Annotated in this window: 12 protein-coding genes; 4 read left to right on the top strand and 8 right to left on the bottom strand. The window is 62.3% G+C overall.

Translation table 11 applies throughout. The features are described from left to right. Positions 1 to 80: 80 nt before the first annotated feature. From ACFWYE_RS25680 to ACFWYE_RS25650, 7 genes are all read right to left on the bottom strand, one after another. Entirely contained in the window at positions 81 to 710 is a 630-nt protein-coding gene (locus ACFWYE_RS25680) for a DJ-1/PfpI family protein (RefSeq protein ID WP_379115022.1), read from the bottom strand. After that, on the bottom strand, positions 707 to 1,840 hold the full coding sequence (locus ACFWYE_RS25675; protein WP_379115021.1) for an NAD(P)/FAD-dependent oxidoreductase: 1,134 nt from the start codon (positions 1,838 to 1,840) through the stop codon (positions 707 to 709). The genes ACFWYE_RS25680 and ACFWYE_RS25675 overlap by 4 nt, the downstream gene beginning before the upstream one ends. Continuing rightward, positions 1,821 to 2,237: a hypothetical protein gene (locus ACFWYE_RS25670; RefSeq protein ID WP_379067324.1), complete on the bottom strand. Its 417-nt coding sequence runs from the start codon at positions 2,235 to 2,237 to the stop codon at positions 1,821 to 1,823. Before ACFWYE_RS25670 ends, ACFWYE_RS25675 begins: the two co-directional genes overlap by 20 nt. Positions 2,238 to 2,239: 2 nt before the next feature. Next, positions 2,240 to 4,885 carry a LodA/GoxA family CTQ-dependent oxidase gene (locus tag ACFWYE_RS25665; RefSeq protein WP_379115020.1) on the bottom strand — a complete coding sequence of 882 codons (2,646 nt, stop codon included), beginning with the start codon at positions 4,883 to 4,885 and terminating at the stop codon, positions 2,240 to 2,242. Positions 4,886 to 4,921: 36 nt separating this feature from the next. Next, positions 4,922 to 6,922, bottom strand: a complete 2,001-nt coding sequence (locus ACFWYE_RS25660; protein WP_379115019.1) for a tyrosinase family protein — start codon at positions 6,920 to 6,922, stop codon at positions 4,922 to 4,924. Then, on the bottom strand, positions 6,909 to 9,023 hold the full coding sequence (locus ACFWYE_RS25655) for a multicopper oxidase family protein (RefSeq protein WP_379115018.1): 2,115 nt from the start codon (positions 9,021 to 9,023) through the stop codon (positions 6,909 to 6,911). Before ACFWYE_RS25655 ends, ACFWYE_RS25660 begins: the two co-directional genes overlap by 14 nt. Before the next feature lie 319 nt (positions 9,024 to 9,342). Next, positions 9,343 to 15,381, bottom strand: coding sequence for a putative Ig domain-containing protein (locus tag ACFWYE_RS25650; RefSeq protein ID WP_379115017.1), 6,039 nt, complete (start codon positions 15,379 to 15,381; stop codon positions 9,343 to 9,345). 343 nt (positions 15,382 to 15,724) lie between these two features. On the opposite strand from ACFWYE_RS25650, the gene ACFWYE_RS25645 reads away from it, so the two are divergent. Genes ACFWYE_RS25645 through ACFWYE_RS25630 form a run of 4 tightly spaced genes read left to right on the top strand, consistent with a single transcriptional unit; the run spans position 15,725 to position 17,978 of the window. Continuing rightward, positions 15,725 to 16,240, top strand: coding sequence for a phage tail protein (locus ACFWYE_RS25645; RefSeq protein ID WP_379115016.1), 516 nt, complete (start codon positions 15,725 to 15,727; stop codon positions 16,238 to 16,240). Between the two features lie 42 nt (positions 16,241 to 16,282). After that, complete coding sequence (locus ACFWYE_RS25640; RefSeq protein ID WP_379067334.1) at positions 16,283 to 16,813, top strand: phage tail protein; 531 nt, start codon at positions 16,283 to 16,285, stop codon at positions 16,811 to 16,813. 59 nt (positions 16,814 to 16,872) lie between these two features. After that, on the top strand, positions 16,873 to 17,406 hold the full coding sequence (locus ACFWYE_RS25635; protein WP_379115015.1) for a phage tail protein: 534 nt from the start codon (positions 16,873 to 16,875) through the stop codon (positions 17,404 to 17,406). Further along, positions 17,406 to 17,978 carry a GNAT family N-acetyltransferase gene (locus ACFWYE_RS25630; RefSeq protein WP_379115014.1) on the top strand — a complete coding sequence of 191 codons (573 nt, stop codon included), beginning with the start codon at positions 17,406 to 17,408 and terminating at the stop codon, positions 17,976 to 17,978. Before ACFWYE_RS25635 ends, ACFWYE_RS25630 begins: the two co-directional genes overlap by 1 nt. Here the strand turns inward: ACFWYE_RS25630 and ACFWYE_RS25625 are convergent. After that, entirely contained in the window at positions 17,971 to 18,264 is a 294-nt protein-coding gene (locus ACFWYE_RS25625; RefSeq protein ID WP_379115013.1) for a DUF6916 family protein, read from the bottom strand. The genes ACFWYE_RS25630 and ACFWYE_RS25625 overlap by 8 nt on opposite strands. Positions 18,265 to 18,393: the final 129 nt, after the last annotated feature.

Genomic DNA, 18,393 nt, shown 5'->3' with positions numbered 1-18,393 from the left:
CTGCGACCACCACCTTTTGCCGGAGCTTGTTCAACTTGAAACGTGTTTGGCATTGCCAAGGTGAACGGTGACGATCGCCATCACCAATGGACCATGCATGCGGGCGTTCTGGGAATCTTGCCCCCAACCGGTGGCACCGGAAAATACTGGGTCGTCACCTGGACTTCGGTAGCAGTCTTGTCGTTGAAAAGCCGGGCGATGAGATGCAGCGCCTCGTCGAGACCTGAAGATATGCCGCCGCCGGTAAGCCGGTTGCCCGACTCGACGAAGCGCGGATGGCCCCTGGCTACCTTGATTGCAGGAAAGCGGCGCAGGCAGTCGACAAACGCCCAATGTGTGGTGGCCTTGTGGCCGTCCAGCAGCCCGGCCCGAGCCAGCAGCAGTGCGCCTTCGCAGACGGAGCAGACCCATTTCGCATTGACCGCGACCTGTCGCAGGTAAGCGAGATAGGATGATGCCGGGTCGCTCATGATTGCTCCGAGCGCGTCCGGGGCTCCGCCCGGCACCCACAGGATGTCCAGCCTTGGCGTTGCCGCAAAGCTGGCCTGGGCGTCGAAGCGCACGCCGTTCAGCGAGGTGACAGGCTTGCCGTCGATCGACAGGAGAACCGTCTCCAATCCCTTTTTCTTGTCGACCCAGGAGAACATCTCCAGGGGGCCGGCCACATCAAGCAGATTGACGCCTTCGTAGACCGGTATACCGAGTTTCATGTGACCCATCCTCTCCGCCCGAAATGCGCATGACCTGCCCTTGCCGTCGCAGTTTCCTTCAAAGGAAGGCGGCGCTGCCAGAAAGGGGTGTCCCATCGTGCTGCTGCCGCATAATGAGCTGCGAGCGCGGGGACGTAATCGTTGAAGCCTTGCGTTGCGATCATCGAATACCGTGCACGGGCAAGGTCTTCGCGCCCCTCCAGCATGTCCGACGCGGCGTAGGCAGCCAGAATACCCGAGCGCAGTGCGTGCACGATTCCGCGCGACGACAACGGGTCGGCGGCAAACAGACAGTCCCCCGCCGCGACCCAACGCTCGCCTGCGGCCGGATCGACCGACGCAGTTCCGGCAGGCTTGACCAGGCTTGCGGTTTCGCGCGCTTCGGCCGGCAGGAGCCGCGCGATGAATTGCGTTTTCGCCAGGGCGCGGTACCAGTGGTCGGCTTTGCGGAGTCCGCCGCCCAGATCGGGATCGGTAAGGCACGCCACCACACGGCGCTGGTCCGGCAGATCGGCGCTGTACCACCAGCCTTCGGGACGAGCCTCGACGATCATCCGGCAGTCGCCGGGTGTGCGATCGAAGAAGCGGGCATAGGCGGCAAGATGTCCATGCACGATAACCTTCGCGCCGAAGTGCCGCGCCAGCCCCCAGCTGCGGCCGGCCGCCCAGATCACCGCCTGTGCGGTGATGTCTGCATCGGCCAGTTTGAGCCGCCAGCCGCGATTTTCGCGCGTTGCCGAGCACACCGCCGATCCAAGCCGTACCTCGCTGCCGATCGTTTCTGCTGCCTGCAGCATCAGCCGGTCGAAGCGTGCCCTGTCGAGATGCCAGCCCGCGCCGTGGGCAGAGAAGATACTGTGCTTTTCGCCGGGCTGTTCCTTGGTCCAGGCAGAAACCAGCGTGCGATTTTCAACGAAGCCCGCTTCCGCAAAAAGCGCCCAGGCGCCAAGCTGACGCAACAGGCCTTGCGCCACCGCTGGCAGCACTTCACCAGGTTTTGGTCGATCGTGCCGCCCTGCCTCGAGCAGTATCACGCGCCGCCCGGGCACGTGACGGCGTAGCATCAGTGCAGCCGCTGCCCCGGCCGGGCCACCGCCGATGACGACGAAATCAGCTTGCTCTGACGGCATAAAAAGACGCCACGACTCCGGCTGGATTGGTGCTGCCGCCGTCGCCCGAATGCGGAATGGTGCGCACTACCGAGCCGACAATGGCAGGCACTTCCAGGCGATCGGTGCTGTTTGGCCAGACAGGCACGAGCCAGCCGATATAGTCGTAGATCCACTCCTCCCCGCCGACCACGCCCTTTCCCTGGAAGCGAACCTGCATGGGTGAGCCGTAACCGAAGCTGCCGCGCAGATCGAGCGACCATCCCGGCCCGCCGATAGTCCCGGCAAGCTCCGTTTCGGATTTCTCCACGATGGCCAGCGTGCCTTCGCCAAACAGGAGGTCGTTGGCTGCCTTGCTGATATCGGGGTCGTTGAGGAAACTGCGATAGGTCCAGTTGCCGACAAAGGGATTGCTCATCCTCACTCTCCGGAGTCTTCGACGCAGATGTATTTTTCCGCGGGCGAAGGCTGGTCTAGCCCGCCAGCGGGATTGCGAACGATGAAGCCGAGCTTGGACCACTCGGTCACCATCTTGAGGTCGCCGGCAAGCGTCTGCGGAATGCCACGCGCCCAGTTGCGGAACTGCAGGCCATCGTTTGTGGGATAGTAGGTCTGCATTGGCCGGTGCGCCGGCCACCACAGCGTCTCCCATACCCGTCTTTCGCGTTCGAGCAGCGTGTCGCCGACGCTGTCGGGATAGAGCACGTTCCACTCCTCATAGGTGACGTCGATGGTCTGGGTGGAACATTCGTTGAAATCGGCTTGCCAGGGCAGGCCGCTGAGTTTGGTAAGGTCGCCCGGCTGCAGACCGACATCGAAGCCGCTGCCAAGCGACAGCGGGTCGGATGCATAGGCGATATAGCCTTCCTCACTCACTCCCGCTCCCCAGCGGTTGGCATTCTCTTGCGCCGCGGTCAGCGCGAAGCTGTACCATTCAGGGTCGGCCTTGATCCTGTAGGGCTCGCGCCAGATCGCGGGATTGCGGATGATCCACGTCACCTCGCCGCCTGGGCAGAACGCGCCGCCGAGGCCATTCGACAGAACGCCGCGGTCCAGGCCGCGACCGCCAGGCACATTCCAGTCCGCATAGGGCTGCCACGGGTCGATCGCCGGAGCGAAGCCCGTCTCCACCTCGTCGATGAAGATGCCGTCCGCCCATTGCCGCAGCAGGAACAGTTGCGTGTCGGTCAGCCGCAGGAATTTGCTCACCGTCTTGTTGGTGATCGGATTGTCGCCGGCGAGCAAAGGCATCAACGGCAGGTGATAGGTCCGCGTCGCCGGATTGGCTTCCAGCCGGAACAGGTTTTCCTCGCCGGGTTTGCGCAACAGATTGAAGAGATACTGCCGCGCAGGGCGGCCAGGGTCGGTGGTGGCATCCTTGTTTGCCGCGACAAGCGCGCGTTCAAGCAGCTGTCCGGATCGATACTCGAATGCCAGTCGGCGCAGCGCGGCGGCGATCGGCTCGTCGGGGTCCGTCGTGCGGTCCGGCGTGGCTGGCTCCTGCCGCGACGAGGGACGGGCGACCGCCAGCTGCCGCTTCCGGGGCGGCGCGGCGGCAGCGGCAATGCGTTCGATGACATCGGTGACTGCCGCGTCATAGGCATCGCGCGCCGTCGCATAGACGTCGTCCGCCGTAGTGTCGTTCTCGCTGAATGTCCGATGCCAGCGCATGGCATAGGCGCGCGGTGTTTCGCCATCCGCCGGGGCACATACGGCAGCACTGAAAGCAGCTGCGGCCGCCTTGAGCGTCGCACCTGCATCGCCCACCACGGCGTCATTTGCCGCGCCCGGTGCCTGGGTCGCGTCGAGCAGCATCAGGCTCGGTTCAACCGCGCTCTCGAGCAGACGGCCACCAACATGATCGGCCTGCGCGCGCGCTTCCTTCTGCGCCAGCGCGCGCGGCGCGATCCGTGGCGGAATGCACAGGCGATAAGGGTCGAACGTGCCACGGCTGGTCTGGTTGTGCGGGAAATTCGACTGCTGAAGGATGTTGGCGAAATAGGAGAATTCGTCGGCGCGGAAGATGATCGGCCAGATATCGCGCCAGAACCAGGGACGATAGGCAGGGTTCCACTCGATGGGGCCCGCCTTCCAATGCAGCAGGGCGGCCGTGTCGGTCGGGTCGATTTTCTGGGGTGCATCGAAGGTTCCGGCGGTGCCGTACATGTCGGTGCGGTAAGCGAATTCGCGGATGGACATATCCTCGACCACGTCTTCGAGCGTGATCATGTCGAGGATTTCCGGCGCGTAGCGTGGGTAGCCGACCAGCACCCAGGCGGGATATTCGACATCGATGTAGCGCAGTGCCTGGACGCGCTCCTCCATCATCACCAGCCGCGCCATCACCGGCCCGTCGGAGATATCGTCGAACCAGCCATCGCTGTTGGCGTAAGTCTCGATGCGGGGATGGCCGAAGCCACTCAGGAACGAACCGCTGTTGCCGTGGCCGCCAAGCACCAGCAGCCGGCCGTCGTCATCCGTCATCATGTCGCCAAGCGTGTCGATTTCGTTGGGCGCCATTCCCGCGGGAGGGAAGGTGACGGCATAGGCCGGATTGGTGTCACGGCCGAAGCTTGCCTTGCGGCGCGAGGTGCAGTCGATGGCTTGCGGGCCGGCGTCGATGATCAGTTTCTGCCGCTCGACCGGATCGGTGATGGCGGCATTGCGCAGCGGTGTGCCATCAGGGTAACCGGCCTCGCCACGCAGGCCGTCAAAGGTGAACCATGCCGCCTTCTTGTTGGCCAATTGGACGCGCCATTGGATATCGACCAGCTTGCCGCGATTGCCGCCGCCCTCGACATGGTCGCCAATCCTGAGCGCAATGCCGTCGGGGTTGGCCTCGTCATAGGCGAAGATCTGGAAACGCGCGGCCTGGCGCTTGATACGGCCCTTGTCGTCCTTGAAATGTTTGATCGGTGCGTCGCCCTCGGCAGCGTTGCCGTTGGCGTCGCATTCGATCGGCATCTGCGCCGGCTTTTCCGGGGTGATGCAGAAGGCTTCCGGGCTATCGCCAAGCCGGGCGATGCCGACCGCCGGATGAATGCGATAGGTTTTTGGCTCGGCCATTGATGTCCCCCTGCGCCTGTGCCGGCCGCATCGTGTTCAGTCGAGAAAGTTGAGTGAGACGCCATCAAGCCTCAAAAGCTCGCGGTCCTCTTCATAGGAAGCGCCGATCACGACCAGGCTCACTGTCAGGCTTTTGGCGCCGGCGGCGATCAGGCGCCGCGCAGCCCGGCTCACGTCGATGCGATGGTTGCGGGGTGTGTTCATGCTGCGCTCGCGCAGGTCGAACTTGCGGTTCTCGGCCGGCGGAATTTCGCAATGGCCAGGCCCGCCGTAACATTCGCCATGTCCGAACACGGCGGCGTAGCCGCCATAGCCTGGCACGTCGAGCGGTGTCGTGGCGTCGGCATCCGGGGTGTTCAGGAACACGCGGATGAAGCAGGAACGTGGCAGTTGCGGCACCCGGTGCAACCGGACTTCGGCCGAACGGAAACTCTTGCTCGCGTCAGGCACTGTGATCGGTGCGGAGACGAAGCGCCCGACCGGACTGGTCAATCCGACAGGCATGAGGCATCCGCCACGCATATACTCATAACCGAAGCGGCTCATGTCGAGCGTGTCGCGCACCGCATAGCTCCACGGCGTCAGCGCTGAATCGAGATCGGCCGGCAACCCATCCGGATGATCCTGCTGCCAACGCCACCACAGCCGGTCTATGTTGGCGTGCACGGGCCAGAAGATCGGATCATACGACGCCGTCAGGTTCGAGAACATGTCGCCGAACTGCGGCTCGGAATAGAGATCGTCTCTCTGGTGGAATTTGCGGCCGGCGACGCGCACCGCGCTGTTGCGGTCGGCAGGCGCGTCCGTCTTGAATGCCGGGTTCATGCCGCCGGTCCAGATGTGCATCGTGTTGTGCGGGTTCTGGTCGAGGAAACCGAAGCTGTCGACGTAGAGGCTGCCGCCACCGAAGTCGCGGAAGGTGCGCAGCGAAAGGATCTCATCGATATCCTCCTGCGCCGGGTAGTGATAGTGGATGACGGTGTTGATCGTGCCCTTGCCGAACTGGCCGGAATAGCGCAGCGGATACCAGAGCGAATTGGCGTCGAGCAGCGCGTCGATCAGGCGTTTGCGGTTTTCGCCTGTCACGTACTCCTTGCCGCACGCCAAGCTGACGGCATCGTAGATTTGCGTCGGGTTGGCCCAGAACTGGTCGACCAGTGTATCGATGCTGGCCGGGAAACCATGGTCGCGCAGGAAACGCGCGGATGTCTCGCTCAGGAAGCCCTTGAAGGCATCGGGAAGGATCGCGCCGTTGGCCGGGTCCTGCGGCTTGTAGCGCTGCGCCGGGAAATCCCACCACGGCATCGTCACGTCCGGGCAGAAGTCCTGCAGCGCCTGTTCGAATTCATAGAGATAGACGCGATGCCATGGCAGGAATCGCTCCCAACCATGCTGGCAGTGGTTTTGATGGATGAGAGCCAGATTGTTGTAGGAGCGCTTGTCGCCGACCCATTTGTTCAGCCTGTAGAGTTCGCGGAAGGCATGGCGCAGCCGCTCCTTCTGCGGTTCGCTCAGGACGTCGACATCCATGCGCTGCCGCAATTCGCCCTTGGCGTAGCGCCATGCGGCCGGATCCGACGCGGGGCCGAAAACCGGACCGGGGAGGCCCTTCACCTCGACACGGGCTTCGGCCGCGACACTGACCTCGCCGGCAAGCGCAACGGTTTCGATAAGATCGCCGGGACAGCCTTCCTCGATCCAGTTCTCGATGCGGTCGATATCCTCGTCAGGGACTGGTGAACCGCCCCAGGGCAGGCGAGGGAATTGCTTGCCATCGAAAGGCGGCAGGCCGCGCAGGCCGCGGATCAGCGCCGAGCGCGCGCCGCGGCCGCTCGCATCGCTCGTGCCGCAGCACGTGGTTGTGAGCGGCGCGATGAGCGGCATGCCATGCAGTTGCAGTCCCAGGAACTCTGGCAGGGCCAGCCCCGTCAGGCTGCCGGGGCCATCGGCGCCGCCAGCTGCGAGAAGGATTGCCTCGACATCACTCCAGGTGAATGGTGTTGTCGGTTCAGATTGCGGCGCGCTACTTGTGGCCATCGTGACCACCTATCTGGCCGTCCATCTGCATCGACATGGCGCCGCCCTGCGGACCAGCCACCTGATCGGGCAGCACAACCGCGACGTTCTGCATCATGCCCTGGTCCTCGTGGTCGAGGATATGGCAGTGCAGTACATATTCGCCGATATAGCGTTCGTAGCGCGTGCGCAGTGTGATCGTATAGATGCCGGAGAAACCGGCCGGCAGCGATTGCGGGATCAGGCTCTTGATCCACAGCGTATCCTTCCAGACCCCCTTCAGCCCGGGATACTGCGGATCGTAGGGCTCGCCGCCGGCGTCGTCGATCGCACCCGCCGCGCTAACGTCCTTGCCGTTGGGATCGATGATCGAGACGATCTGGAACGGATTGACGTGAATGTGGAACGGATGGCTGACGAAGTGAGACTGCAGCACCCATTCCTGCGCCTTGCCAAGCGGCAACTGGCGGTCGATGCGGGTTGGGTCATAAGGCCTTACATCGGCTGTCTTGAGCGTGTTGCCGACTTCGAACTTGACGTCCGGTCCGGTCGTATCGATGAAGAAAGTCAGCTCCTGCGTGCCATTGCCCTTGACCTCCTCGTCGGTGACATCGGGGTGCGGCGTGAAGCGCGTCAGCCTTGTTCCCGACTTGAGGTCGGTGACCACGGCCGCCTTGACGTCGGCCGGCATGTTGGCCTCTGCAAGTGCGACCAGCTTGCTGTTGAGGTAGCTTTCGACATTGTCGACCGGCGTCCCTGCCGCGACATCCACGATCGACAGCAGCTGGGGTTCGACATTGAGCCCGTTGACGACCCCCGACTTCGGCGCCGACGCGTCGATCACGCAGTAGCGCCCGGCTTCCGGAAATACGACGAGCGCATCGAAGCGGTAGCCTGGCTGGAAGGTTGCGACCTGGGTCATCTGCCCCCCTGCCATTGTCAGGCCGTCCGCGGCGACCAGCATGTAGGGCACAGGCTTCGTGTCGCATGTATCCTTGATGAAGGCCGCGGCGGCACCAGCCCTCAGCAGCGTCCTGGTGCCGGGCTTCAGCTTGTCATCGCGGACCTTGAAGAACTGGAGGCTGATGGTATCGCGCACACCCGCGTGGATCATGCGCCAGCGTTCGATCTGCCCCTGTTTCGCGGTCAGCGGATCGTTGGGATCGAACACCCTGCCGTTGAGCGAAGTGTAGCGCCCCGAGGCCGGCCAGGTGCCGGGTCCGAACTGATCATAGCCTTCGATGCCGCCGACATCGCCGGGATCGCAGATGTAGCGGCCGTTGATGTCCTGTTTGATCGGGCCGAGTTCGCCGGGCTTTGCCGCGGGACCACGGCAAGCATACTGGATCTGCTGCATCACCAGCAAACGTTCGGGAACGGCTGAGGTCGGGATCAGCGTATCGAGGTCGCCATGCGCGGAAGGCGTCGGCGGACGGTTACCACGAATGATCAGTGCGCCGGCCATGCCGCTCGACACCTGCAAGGCGGTCGAACCGTGGCGGTGCGTATGGTACCAGAAAGTGCCGGAAGGGTGGTCCGAAGGGATGTTGTATTCGTAGGTGAATTTGGTCTGCGGATTGATCGACAAAAGCACGTTGTCGCTGTTGCCGGATGGGCTGACCCAGAGACCGTGTGTGTGCAGGTTGGTACCGTTGAAGCAGTGCGGGGTGTCGGGCATTTGCCCTCCATGCAGGCATCCGGGGTCGCCGGGCTGGGGACCTGCCGGCAACTGGTTGTCGAGCGTGATGCGCACAGTGTCGCCGGGTATCGCCTCGATCGTGGGTGAGACGTAAGGCGCTTTGGGATCGACACCCTTGCCGGTGTAGCCGCGCAGATGCACGGGGTCGTATCCGCCCGTTGAAGGATTGTAGATCTGGTTGTCGATATACTGGATCTTGAGATCGAGCAGGCGATCCCCGCGCACCGGCGCCGTGTTGCCGGGAAGTGGTGCAGCCGGTGCAAGCTCCTTCAACATCGGCTTGGCGACCGGTTCCCGCACGTCCTGCAGTACCGGGGGATTGATGATCTCCGCGGTCGCCGGCAGGGCCGTGAGAGGCCCCACGCCGCTGATCAAAACACCCGCGAAAAACCACGCACGCGCCATCGATCCACCATGCAGCATGGAGGTCCCCTCATGTCTGATATATTATTATCTGCTAACATACTGCGCTGGAACTTTTGGTATGTCCAGCTTCATGCGTTGTAGAAATCGAAATTTTACTTGGTCGAAGACTTGGTTCCGATTTTGAAGATCGCGCTTATACGGCTCATAATCAGTTGGGTTTGAATTTCGTTCTATTTGTAACAAGTTTAGGTGGATACTTATCCGCCAAGGCGGCAGATCCTGCACTGATCCAGCTCTTCACGATACCGGCTCTCATCGTCGCGGCCCGCCAGAAGCGAGAAAAGAAACGGCGAGGCCAGGACCCTGGCCCCGCTGGTCAGAACTTCTTGCCGAGATTGATCAGGAAGCCGTTGTCGGTGCCGCCATCGCTGCCGAACAGGCCGCGATATTCGAGCCGGACTGCAAAATCCTGTGTCGTCTGGATGTTCATTCCCAGACCGAGCATGAAACGGTCCTTTGCCGATCCATCGATGGACGTGTGATAGAATGGTCCGCCGAACATGTCCGCGTAGTTCATCGTGATTGCGCTGTCGCCTTGGAAATCATGCTGATACTCCAGCCTGAGCTGCGGCGTGATCACGCCAAAGCTGACAGGGAGCTTGTAGGCCAGCCTGAGGCCAAGGTTTCCGGTAACGGTGTCGATGTCCTGCTCGCCATAGTGCAGCGCCAGTGACGGGTCGCCTTTTTCGGTGAAGGCATCCAGTGTGGCGCGTGCCACGTCCAGGCGTGCATAAGGCGAAATCAGCCAGCTTTCGACCTGATATTTGGCGCCTGCCGATACCGAGGCGAACCATTGGCCGCCATCACGCTCGCCGGTGACGAAGCCACCGCCCGATGTCAGATAGCGCTTCGAGTCGAATGACAGCCATTGATAGCCAAGCAGTCCATCGATGAAGAAGTTCTGGCCCGGGTGATAGCTGGCATAGAGACCTGCCGTATAGGCTTTGCCGGTGCTCCGGCTGCCGTTGTCGCCGATATCGCTGACATCGCGGCCATAACCCACGCCCAGCCCAAGTGCGAAGGCGCGGTTGAAACGGTAATCGATGCCGCCGCTGAGCCCTGTCGTCTCGAATTTGTAGCCGTCATTGCCTTCGCGGTCGCCGACATTGATGGAACCGCCTGTCCAGATCGTCACCTTGCTGTGGCCGAAGCTGCCGGTACCGAAGCCGCCGGGCGTGCTCGCCGTGGTGTTGTCGTCCAGATATGATTTGAATGGGGAGTCCTTATCAGCCTTGGCCTGGTGGCTTCCGCAGGATTCGCCATGCGGAACCAGATCGTCCTTGCCGCAGGTGCTGTCGAAGGACAGCACGATGCCCTGGACAAAGGCCAGGGTGTCGGTGGGTTCCTGGCCGTCGTCACTGTCATGCAGACCCTCCAGCCGCTGCTGGAAATTGCCGATCTGGGAATTCGCGAAACGGCGCGTTGCAGCTGTCTGGGCATTGAGGATGCCCATGACTTCGCTGTCTCGCGTCGGATCGGGGCGGGCCTGGACATTGATCGTGATGGCCGTCACCGTCGACGTTGCATAGGCGTTGCTCAGCGTGAACGTCACCGTCGCGGTACCTTCGAATGTCGCCGCCGGCGTGAAGGTCATCTGGTAGCCATTGAGCGATGTCGCGCCTGATGACGATGGAGGCACCGATACAAGATTTGCGCTGGTGAAGGGGCCGCCGCTGGCGTCCTTGGTCAGATCGACGACCACGGCTTTGCCCGACACCGTGGTGACATTCTGCGCGACAGCAACCGGATGCGGTCTGACATTGATGGTGACCAGGGCCGGTGCGGTGGTTCCGCCCGGACCGGTCGCCGTATACTGCAGGCTGTCCGAGCCAATGAAGGATGCTGCAGGCGTATAGACGATGTCGGTGCCGCTCACTGTGGCGGTGCCGTGCGCCGGCGCGCTGGCGATCACGATCGAGGTGATCGTCCCGGTATCGTTGGCGAGGACGTTGATGGTAACGGGCTGGCCATCAAGCGTCTCGGCTGTATCGGGGTTTGCGATCGGTGGGTTGTTGGCGATCACCAACGTATAGGCTGCCGAACCGGTGAAGCCGAGGTTGTCCGTTGCAGTCACCGTGAAGCTGGACGAACCGACAACCGTCGGGGTGCCCGAGAAAGCGCCGGTCGATGAGAGCGACAGTCCGGGTGGCAGAGCGCCGGCTGTCACCGCGAAGCTGTAGGGGCTGGTGCCGCCGCTTGCCGCAAGTGCCTGGGTGTAAGGGATGCCATACTGGCCGGCCGGGAGAGTGGCTGGGGCCAGCGTGATGGTCGGCGCGGCGATCGTCAGCGTGTAGGCCATGCTTGCGCTGCCGGGAGTCCCTGTCGTGCTGTCAGTCGCAGTCACGGTGAAGTTGAAGTTTCCGCTGACGGTTGGCGTGCCTGAGAGCGCGCCTGCTGCGGAGAGCGTCAGGCCGGCGGGCAGCGCGCCCGCGGTCACCGCAAAGCTGTAGGGCGCGTTGCCACCGCTTGCCGACAGCGCCTGGCTGTAGGCGGTTCCAGCCGTCCCGGACGGGATAGTGGTCGGAGAAACGGTCAGGGTGGGGACATCGACAGTCAAGGTATAGGGACGCGAGCCTGTCTGGCTGTTGGCATCGCTTGCCGTGACCGTGAATGAGAAATTGCCGGAGGCAGTCGGCGTGCCGGACAATGCACCAGTGGGACCAAGCGACAGGCCCGCCGGCAGTGCACCTGCGGTCACCGAGAAACTGTAGGGAGCCACCGCGCCTGTCGCCGTAATGGTGTCCGAATAGGCCAAACCCGCTGTCGCGTTCGGTAGCGTTGTCGGATTGACAACGACGGTCGGGGCCGCGACCTGCAAGGTGTAGTTGTTGGAGGTCGAGAAGGGCGCCCCGGTCCCGGTGCTGCCATCCGTGGCTGTGACCGTGATATTATAGGAGCCGGGTGCGGTGGCGGTTCCCGAAAGAAGTCCGCTTGTGTCGAGGGTCAGGCCTGCGGGAGGAGTGCCAGCCGAAACGGTGTAGCTGTATGGCGTCGTACCGCCGGATGCCGAGAACTGCTGGCTGAACGGCGCGCCATACGGCACGGCAAGATTGCCCGACGGTGGCGTCAGCGCAAGCGTCGGGGCTCCAACGATGAGCGTGAACGGCTGGGATATCGAAACCGGGCCGGTGCCGGTGCTGCTGTCGGTGCCGGTGACGTTCAGGTTGAAGCTGCCCGCCGCTGTCGGTGTCCCTGAGATGGTTACGCTGTTGGATGTTGTTGCGGTGGCGGAAAGTCCGGCCGGCAGGCCATTCACCGCCAGTGTGTAGGGGGCCGTGCCGCCGGACGCCGTGAAGGTCTGTGTGTAGGCAGCTCCGACCGCAGCCGTCAGCGGATTGGACGCACTGACGACGATCGTCGGATCGCCCACGGTGACACTGACCGTCGCCGGAGCGGACGTTCCACCGCTGTTTGTCGCCGTGTAGGTGAACGTGTCGGGGCCACGGTATCCGGGATTGGGAGTGTAGCTGATCGAGATGCCAGTGGCAGTGGCGGTGCCGTGGTCGGCTGCAGTGGCAATGGCGACGGACAACGCAGTCCCGCCGGTTATGTTCAGCGTGACCGAATTTGCATTGCTGTCATAGGCAACACTGGCCGAAACCGGATTGGCGACCGGTGGAATGTCGATGATCTGGACCGTGTAGGCGGTACTGCCTGTGGCAGCGGTGCCTGCGGTGCTGTCCGTGGCCGTCACGGTAAAGTTGAAGGTGCCGGGAGCTGTCGGGGTGCCGGTGAGTGCGCCCGTCGGAGACAATGTCAGGCCGGTGGGCTGCGTGCCGGAGGTGATCGCAAAGGTGTAGGGCGCATTGCCGCCGCTCGCCGACAGCGTCTGGTTGTAGCCGCTCGCGACCCCGCCGTCCGGAAGGCTGGCGGGCGATACCGTCAGGCTGGGCAGGCCAACTGTCAGATTGTAGGGCCGCGACCCGGTCTGGCCGTGAGCGTCGGTCGCTGTCACCGTGAACGCGAAAGCGCCGGATTGTGTCGGTGTACCTGTAAGCTGGCCGTCCGAGGCCAGCGACAGGCCGGTCGGCAGCGCGGCCGGAGTGGAGAACGTATAGGGGCCAACGCCACCGGATGCGGTGAAGGTGGCCGAGTAGCTCGACGCTGCCGTGGCGTTTGTTAGCGTCGTCGGTGAAACCACGATGGTGGGCGCAGCCACCTGCATCACGTAGTTCTGGGTCCGTGCAAACGGCGCGCCGGTCCCCGTGCTGCTATCCGTGGCTCGCACCGAAAAGGTGAACAGTCCTGTGACTGTCGGTGTCCCGGCGAGTTCGCCGGATGCAGAGTTCAGTGCCAGACCTGCCGGCAGCGCCCCGGCGCTGACAGTGTAGGTGTAAGGTGCTGTGCCGCCGGACGCCGTATATTGCTGGCTGTACGCCGCGGCGTAGGTCGCCGCGAGTGTTCCTGCTGCCGGCGTCAAGCCAAGCGTTGGCGCGCTGACGGATAAGTTGAAGGTCTGGGAAATCGCAACAGGGCCGGTCCCGGTGCTGCTGTCGGCACCCGTGACCGCGAGATTGAAACTGCCGGCCGCGGTCGGTGTTCCGGATATGGTGACGCTGCTGGAGGTCGTTCCAGTGGTGGACAGTCCGGCCGGCAAGCCGCTTACCGCTAGGGTATATGGCGCCGCACCGCCGGAGGCGGTGAAGGTTTGGGTATAGGAAACGCCGATCTGCGTCGTGAGAGGGCCGGAAGCAACGACGGTGATCGTTGGGTTGCTGACGGTAACGGTCACGGTGGCCGCAGCGGAAGTGCCTGCGGAATTGGTCGCCGTATAGGTGAACGAATCCGACCCGCGGAAGCCCGGATTCGGTTGATAGGTGATCGATGTTCCGCTCGCGATGGCCGTACCGTTGGCGGGCGCGGTCCCGATGGCGACGGAAGCCGGAACGCCGCCCGTGATGTTGAGTGTGATCGGGTTGGCGCCACTGTTGTAGGCAACGGTGGCGGAAACCGAGTTGGCGACCGGCGGAATGTTGACGATCGTCAGAGCGTAGCTGCGCGGCGCACTGGAATATGGGCCGCTGCCAGTGCTGCTGTCGGTCGCGGTGACCGAGAAATTGAAATTGCCGGCAGCGCTCGGTGTGCCGGACAAAGTGCCGGTTGACGGTGATAGGGCAAGACCGGGCGGGAGGGCGCCGCCGGTGACTGCATAGGTATAGGGCGAGGTTCCGCCGCTCGCTGGATTGAGCGTAGCCGAATAGGTCGCGCCCATCGTGCCGTTGGCCAACGCCGTGGCGGGAAGCGTGATCGTCGGCGCAGCGACCGACAGGGTATAGGCCTGGGTTCCACTGAATGGCCCCGGCGCGCCACTGGCGTCCGTGGCCCTGACGGTGAAGTTGAAAGTCCCGCCCGCGGTAGGTGTACCGGACAGCCCGCCTCCGGGAGACAATGTCAGCCCGGCCGGTAGCGCTCCGGCGCTGACGGCGGATGTGTAAGGGGAAGTGCCGCCGCTGGCGGTGATGGTGGTGCTATAAGCTGACCCGACAGCCGCGCCGCCGGGCAGTGTCGTCGGGGATACGACGATGGTCGGTGCGGCATTGATGACGACCGTTACGGTGTGGAGTTTCAGCCAGACGCCGCCGGTCGAGATCGTGGTGCTGTCCTGCGATTTTATCGTGAAGGTGAAGCTGCCGAGGGTCGTCGGTGTGCCGGAGAGCAGGCCGGTGGCGGATATATTCAATCCAGGCGGCAGGGTGCCCGATTCATAAGCATAGGTATAGGGTGCGGTGCCTCCACTTGTTGTGAACTGCTGGCTGTACGGGATGCCTTGAGCGCCCGCGGCCGGGCTCGCCGGCGAGACGACCAATGTCGGTCCAGGAATGGTGACGCTATAGGATTTGTTGACCGTAAGCGGTGTCCCTGGCGTCGAATCCGTCACGCCAACCGTGAATGTGTAAGGGCCTGATCCCGTCGACGTGCCGGAAACAACACCGCCGGAAGAGACAGTGATGCCCGGCGGTGGCGTGCCGGACGACGAATAGGTGTAAGGCGCAACGCCGCCGGACGTCGACAGCGTCTGCGTGTAAGGAACCCCCACCGCGGGCGTGGGCAGGTTTGCCGGGGTGACGATAAGGGAAGAGGCGGCTCCGACGGTGACGGTGAAAGTCGTCGGGGTGCCGTCGTCCTGGGTCATGACGAAGGTGTCGGACAGCGCGCCGTCGCCATTGTTGGTGTAGTTGACCCAGTTGTTGTTGACGCCGTTCTGGGTGACCAGGCCGTGCGTCGTCGCAAGTGGGCCGGGCCTTACTTCGCGAAAGCCGAAGTCACCACATGTGATGACGAAGGTGGCACCTGACGCGACCGCAAAGCTTTGCGAGGAGCCGCAGACTGCCCATGCGGGAGCGGCCCAACTCAAGGCAACAAACAGGATTGCCAGGAAATTCAGTCGGTAAAATAACTCGCGGCACGTTCTGAAAGACAAGCGCGCGCGAAACTTGAAACCCCAGTGCAATGCACGCCCCCATGCTTACCGATCGCCACGAGTTGTTTAATCGGCATAATATCTTAGCATAAGAAGCTCAGATATTACACAAGAATAGCTGAATCACCCCAGAAATGGTCTATGGCAAAAGTAAACCATACAGTCTTGGTCATGTCTACATGATCTGGAAAAACGGCCTTGCAGAATCCCTATTCTGTGCGCAAAGATAATGATCTGGGGCAATAAAAACTGGGGAAAGTAAATGGCGGAGTTTTTCATGGGTCAGATAATGATGACCGGCTTCCCTTACCCTCCAAAGGGCTTTGCTTTCTGTAACGGTGCCATCGTGGCCATCGCACAGAACCAGGCGCTGTTTTCGCTGCTGGGTACAGTCTATGGCGGCAATGGCGTGACGACCTTTGCTCTGCCGAACCTGCAGAGCCGCACGCCGGCGGGCTTTGGAACGTCTTCGGATTCAAGCTGGCAGCCGTCGCCCTACAATTTGGGCGAGACAGGCGGTGTTGAAAACGTCACGCTGCTCAGCCAGCACCTGCCGATGCATCTTCATGTCGGGCAGGGAACAACTTCGAGCGGGGGACAGCGAAGTGCCGACGGTGCCCTCTACGGTACCAACACGAACGCCATCTATGCGGTGCCGAATGGCCGGCTGGTGCCTTTGTCGCCTCAAACCGTCATCCCTGTCGGCGGCAACCAGGCGCATTCCAATCTGCAGCCCTACGAAACCATCAACTTCAACATCGCGATGACCGGGATATTCCCGTCGCGCAACTGACGCCTGCCCTACAGCACCAGATCCCTGCACGGAGATTTGCCAATGAGCACGCCCTATGTCGGAGAGATCCGCATGTTCGGTTTTCCGCGCGTACCGGTTGGATGGCTGCCTTGCAGCGGGGGGCTGTATTCCATTGCCGAGTATGAAGTGCTGTATCAGTTGATCGGCACCACTTACGGCGGGGACGGTCAGGCTACCTTCGCCGTCCCCCAGCTTTCCGGTCGGGTGCCCATACACCAGGGCAGGGGCACAGGGCTCTCGACTTATGTCATCGGGCAGATGAGCGGGAGCGAAAATGTCACTCTGCTTTCGCTGCAGATGCCGCAGCATACGCACCCGATGAGCGCGACCACTTCGAACGCCGATGCCAAAACCGTCGGGCAGACGGTCGAGCTCGGCGCGCTTACGGGCGACAACATGTATGCGACCGATATCAGTGGTGCGACTCCGTTGATCTCCTCCGTGGCTTCAACCCAGCAAGCTGGGGCAAGCAACCCGCACGACAACATGATGCCAACACTGACCGTGCAATTCTGCATCGCCTATGCGGGGATCTATCCTTCCCAGGGCTGAATTACGCGCTTCAACAATTCATGGAACCGGTCCGCCACATAGTTTGAAAGGATACTGCAATGACCGAGCCCTTTCTCGGCGAGATACAGCTTTTCGGCTTCAACTTCCCTCCACGCGGCTGGGCGTTCTGCACCGGGGCCACTGTCGCGGTCCAGCAGAATTCGGCGCTGTATGCATTGATCGGCACCCTCTACGGCGGCAATGGCACGACGACTTTCCAGTTGCCCAATTTCGTCAATCGGGCCGGCTGCAACCAGGGCGCCGGACCAGGCACGACGCGGCGTGCCGCCGGCGATACGTTTGGCGAAAGCAGCGTAACTTTGACGGCGGCCGAGATGCCGGCGCACATCCATCAGTTCACGATCTATAATCAGGGAACGACGTCCAAGTTGGCACCATCACCCAGTGCGGGCAACTCACTCGCCCTGCCGGGGCAAAGCACTCCATTCGTCAAAACCACGACGGCAAACGCGCAATTTTCGCCCAACATGATCGGCATGGCGGGGAGCAGCCAGCCGCACGAGAACCGACAACCCTATATTGCGCTGAACTACTGCATAGCGATGGCGGGCGTGTTCCCGGCCTTTGGGTGATGACGTCTATCGGCACCGAGCAATTGCCGGTGTTCCCGTCAGGCGAGAATTCCCGGCTCAAATTGCCGCGTGGCATATCTCGCGCCGCCACGCTTGAGGACACCGTGTTCCTGCGCCAGCTCTACTGGTCTTTCCGCATGGAGGAAATGGAACCGGTTTCCTGGCCGCAGGAAATGAAACGGGCATTCATCGATCGACAGTTCGACCTGCAGCATCGCCACTATGTGGCGCGGTTCGCAGAGGCTGATTTCCTGGTGTTGCTGCACGGAACCGAGCCGATTGGCAGGCTCTATGTGGATGCCAGCGTCGAGCGCTGGCACATCATCGATATCGGGTTCTTGCCGAAGTGGCGCAATCTCGGCAATGGGCAAGCGTTGCTGAAAGCGATCCAGCATCGGGCCAGAGCCTGTTCGGCGTCCGGCATCCTGCTGCACGTCGAGCGTCACAATGCCAGGGCTCAGGCGCTTTATCGCCGCCTGCATTTTCGTGAAACCGAAGCTGGCGATACGCATATCCAGATGCAGTGGGCGGCGTCCCGGGCTTCCGCCGCGACAGCAGGGCCCGTTAGTTGAAGATCGCCTGATAGACGATGCCGTCCTTATCCCTGGCGACGGGAACGAGGAAGATCTCCATCTGGCCGAGGGTGGCATTTTTCAGCTTGTAGAGTTTTTGCGGCAGTACCACCTGCGAACCGCTCCGGAATATCAGGGAAAAGGGAGATCGTCGCATTCCGGGAAAGCCGGTTTCCGGCAATGGGCGAGCCTCCGCCAAGGTAAGCGCTACCGAACTCTCTCCAAGCTCGATGTCGAACGCGCTGCCGACACAGCCGGTGAAATGACTGAGTGCTACGATTTCCATGATTTATCCGCCCCATCGGATCGTTCTCAAAGCGCAAGTCATGTGCTCTGTGCAAGCCTTTTCGAGAATAACGTGCGCACCGGCTTTCCGACATCGTATTTTATCGAAGCAGACCAAAGTTTTGGTGGA

Origin of the sequence: Mesorhizobium sp. NPDC059025 (assembly GCF_042739655.1) — a bacterium.
Lineage (GTDB): Bacteria > Pseudomonadota > Alphaproteobacteria > Rhizobiales > Rhizobiaceae > Mesorhizobium.
Note: the sequence above shows the minus strand (reverse complement) of the source record. Positions and strands in the feature narration are given on the sequence as shown.

What these genes read in the sequence shown, in the direction of transcription:
- ACFWYE_RS25655 (WP_379115018.1), bottom strand. Translation starts at nt 9,023, where the DNA reads ATGCTGCATGGTGGATCGATGGCGCGTGCGTGGTTTTTCGCGGGTGTT.
- ACFWYE_RS25675 (WP_379115021.1), bottom strand. Translation starts at nt 1,840, where the DNA reads ATGCCGTCAGAGCAAGCTGATTTCGTCGTCATCGGCGGTGGCCCGGCC.
- ACFWYE_RS25670 (WP_379067324.1), bottom strand. Translation starts at nt 2,237, where the DNA reads ATGAGCAATCCCTTTGTCGGCAACTGGACCTATCGCAGTTTCCTCAAC.
- ACFWYE_RS25630 (WP_379115014.1), top strand. Translation starts at nt 17,406, where the DNA reads ATGACGTCTATCGGCACCGAGCAATTGCCGGTGTTCCCGTCAGGCGAG.
- ACFWYE_RS25635 (WP_379115015.1), top strand. Translation starts at nt 16,873, where the DNA reads ATGACCGAGCCCTTTCTCGGCGAGATACAGCTTTTCGGCTTCAACTTC.
- ACFWYE_RS25665 (WP_379115020.1), bottom strand. Translation starts at nt 4,885, where the DNA reads ATGGCCGAGCCAAAAACCTATCGCATTCATCCGGCGGTCGGCATCGCC.
- ACFWYE_RS25660 (WP_379115019.1), bottom strand. Translation starts at nt 6,922, where the DNA reads ATGGCCACAAGTAGCGCGCCGCAATCTGAACCGACAACACCATTCACC.
- ACFWYE_RS25645 (WP_379115016.1), top strand. Translation starts at nt 15,725, where the DNA reads ATGGGTCAGATAATGATGACCGGCTTCCCTTACCCTCCAAAGGGCTTT.
- ACFWYE_RS25640 (WP_379067334.1), top strand. Translation starts at nt 16,283, where the DNA reads ATGAGCACGCCCTATGTCGGAGAGATCCGCATGTTCGGTTTTCCGCGC.
- ACFWYE_RS25625 (WP_379115013.1), bottom strand. Translation starts at nt 18,264, where the DNA reads ATGGAAATCGTAGCACTCAGTCATTTCACCGGCTGTGTCGGCAGCGCG.
- ACFWYE_RS25680 (WP_379115022.1), bottom strand. Translation starts at nt 710, where the DNA reads ATGAAACTCGGTATACCGGTCTACGAAGGCGTCAATCTGCTTGATGTG.